This window comes from Methylobacterium sp. E-016 (genome assembly GCF_022829745.1).
GTDB lineage: Bacteria > Pseudomonadota > Alphaproteobacteria > Rhizobiales > Beijerinckiaceae > Methylobacterium.
This window is the reverse complement of sequence record NZ_JAKSYF010000049.1, coordinates 1-2,869: the sequence shown is the minus strand read 5'-3', so window position 1 is coordinate 2,869 and position 2,869 is coordinate 1. Positions and strand designations below refer to the sequence as shown.

2 protein-coding genes are annotated in these 2,869 nt (G+C 63.0%); one reads left to right on the top strand and one right to left on the bottom strand.

Annotation, left to right across the window (positions count from 1 at the left end; genetic code table 11):
• Window positions 1-137 precede the first annotated feature (137 nt).
• A complete protein-coding gene (locus MKK68_RS29380) occupies window positions 138-527 on the bottom strand; it encodes a hypothetical protein (RefSeq protein ID WP_279605197.1) in 390 nt (129 codons plus the stop codon).
• Window positions 528-749: 222 nt separating this feature from the next.
• Between MKK68_RS29380 and MKK68_RS03720 the strand changes: the two genes are divergently transcribed.
• Window positions 750-2,231 carry a PAS domain-containing protein gene (locus MKK68_RS03720; protein WP_244028804.1) on the top strand — a complete coding sequence of 494 codons (1,482 nt, stop codon included), beginning with the start codon at window positions 750-752 and terminating at the stop codon, window positions 2,229-2,231.
• The last annotated feature ends 638 nt before the right edge of the window (window positions 2,232-2,869 follow it).

The following is a 2,869-nucleotide window of genomic DNA, read 5'->3' as shown; positions in this document are numbered from 1 at the left end:
AACCGCGTTCGACCGCATTCGTCCTTGGGCTATCGGCCGCCCGCGCCTGTCACCTTCCCGGACCTGGCTTTCCGGCTACCCATGGCCGCTACCATGCAGTAGCCTCTCAATCGGCTCGGTCCAAAATACCGGTCAGGTCAGTAGAGCGCGAACAGGTTCAGGCAGTCGCATTCGCAGTAGGAGCGGACCCGGTCGATCTCCCCGGCTGTCACCATCGCGGCAACCTCTGAGCCGTGTCCCCCGATTTTCCCCGGCAGGCCCATCGCGACCGCCACGTCCTCCATACCCATGCGCGCCACGGCACCGTAATCGGCGAGCTGCTCCATCAGGTCGCAGTGCCAGTCCGGCGCGTAGCGCTGTGTGTAGCTCTCCCAGTCCGGGTTGGGTGCGTTTGAGACGGTCTGCTTCCGGGTGGGATTTGGCAGAAGCAGACACTGTCGTGCCGCGGTCGGCTTGGCGCTGCTCGATATGGCGGTGGGGCGCTGATGTCTCAGGGGCTCAGAAGGCGACTGACGGAACTCTGCCAACTTGAGGTTTGCAAGGGACGGGGTGGAAGAGCCCTATACGCTCGAAAGGGCAAATCCTACAAGGGCCCTTACCATACTTCGAGTGTTTCCGGGCGGTTTCTAGATTGTAAAAAATATACTGGATGTGCGACAAATAGGCAGTTTGATTGCGAAATTAATCTATAATTTACCGCAAGAATTACAATTCAAGTCGAAGAGGTCGTAGACCCTCCGGCTGGGAGTTTGTTGGTGCGCTTGTTCGATAGCTCCTTCCGTGCGCTGTTCGAGGCCATCGACCGCTCGCGCGCCCGCATCGCGTTCGCCCCCGATGGCACGATCCTCGATGCCAATGCGAACTTCCTCGGCCTCGTTGGCTACACGCTGGCGGAACTGAAGGGCCAGAACCACCGCAAGCTCGTCACGCCGGCAGAGCGCGACGCGCCGGCCTATCACGCGTTCTGGGACGCATTGCGCAAAGGGGAGTCCCAGACCCGCGAGTTCAAGCGCATTGCCAACGATGGTCGTGCGATCTGGATTCAGGCAACCTATAATCCGGTGCTGGACCGCGCCGGCCGCGTTCGCAAGATCGTCAAGTTCGCGTCCGACATCACCTCGCAGGTTCAGCGCGCGATCGACCATGAAGGCCAGCTTGCTGCCCTCAACCGCTCGCAGGCGGTGATCGAGTTCTCGCTCGACGGCACCGTCCTGACGGCCAACGCCAACTTCCTCGCTGCCGTCGGCTACCGGCTCGATGAGATCCGCGGGCAGCGGCACAGCATGTTCGTCGATGCGGACGAGCGGACGGGGGAGGCTTATCGCAGCTTCTGGGCTGAGCTGGGACGCGGCGAGTTCATGTCGGGCGAGTTCCGGCGGATCGCCAAGGGCGGTCGTGAGGTCTGGATCCAGGCAACATACAATCCGATCCGTGATCGCGATGGGGTTCCGATCAAGGTGGTGAAGTTCGCGACCGACATCACGGCCCAGGTGCACGAGCGGCAGCGTCGCGCCGAAGCGCAGCAGGCGATCGGCACCGATCTCGACGCGATCGGCCAAGCCGTCGAGAACGTCACCCGTCAGACGGCCGAGACCGCCGGCACGGTGGGGCAGGTGTCCAACGACATCCAGTGCGTCGCCTCGGGCGCGGAGGAGTTATCGGCTTCGGTCGGCGAAATCAGCCAGCAGGTGAGCCATGCCGCGCGGATGGCCGCCCAGGCGGTCGAGCAGGCACAGCGCACGGGCAGCATCGTCACCGGGCTGAGCGGCCAGGCGGCGCAGATCGGCGACGTGGTGACGCTGATCCAGGGCATCGCCGCGCAGACCAACCTCTTGGCCTTGAACGCGACTATCGAAGCAGCGCGCGCCGGCATGGCCGGGAAAGGTTTCGCGGTGGTCGCCTCCGAGGTGAAGGCGTTGGCTGAGCAGACCGCCAAGGCGACCGACCAGATCCGTGGGCAGATCTCCGCCACACAGGCCGCCGCACGCGAAGCCGTGGATGCCATCGGCTCCATCCAGGGAACGATACGCTCGCTCGATGAGGTGTCGGGCGCCATCGCCGCTGCTGTGGAGGAACAGTCCGCCGTGACCCGGGAGATGTCGGGAAGCATGCATACGGCCGCCCACGGGGTGACGACGATTGCCGGAAGCATGGAGGACATCGCCCGGGCAAGCGAGCAGGTCGATCAAGCCACCCGAAAGGTTCGCCAGGCATCACGAGCGGCTGTCTAGAGACGTCGTCCCAGGCGCGGACGAGATGAGCGCTGAGTTCGCTTCTCTTGTCCGATGGTCCGAGCCGACGCGGTCGGCCGTCGGCTCAAGCGCACGTGATACGATCGTGGATGCCGATCAGGAAAACGGATCCACCAACGCAGTGCCGGTTCGCTTGCTGCTCCAAGGCCTACGCGCTCAACGAGAGACATTACGATCGGGCACCGAAAAATTTTGGGCGTCTTCGTTGCAGATGCACCCGAGCTTTGGTCCCTCCACCGACGACCTGAAAGACATCTTCGTGCGAGCCCTAGCGGAAGTCGAGCTCCTGATCCGACACGGCAAAACTCTGCTCGGTCCACACCCGAAGGCGCGGCCATAAAAAAAGGCGCGAGTAAACGAGTAAAGCCACCGCAGCCAGGTGCGATGGCCACCTCTGATCACCGGACACTTCCGACTCTGATATCACCAGTGAAGTCGACATGCATTCGATCGTGACTTGCGTTCGAGACTTCCACGACGAGCAGCTGTTGCTGTTGGCCGCAGTCGTATGCAGCGTCGGCATCTACGCCTCATCCGCCATCGCCGCTCATGCGGCGCGTTCGGAAGGCGTAGCTCGGCGCAAATGGGGCATCGTCAGTATCGTCGCCGCCGGCTGT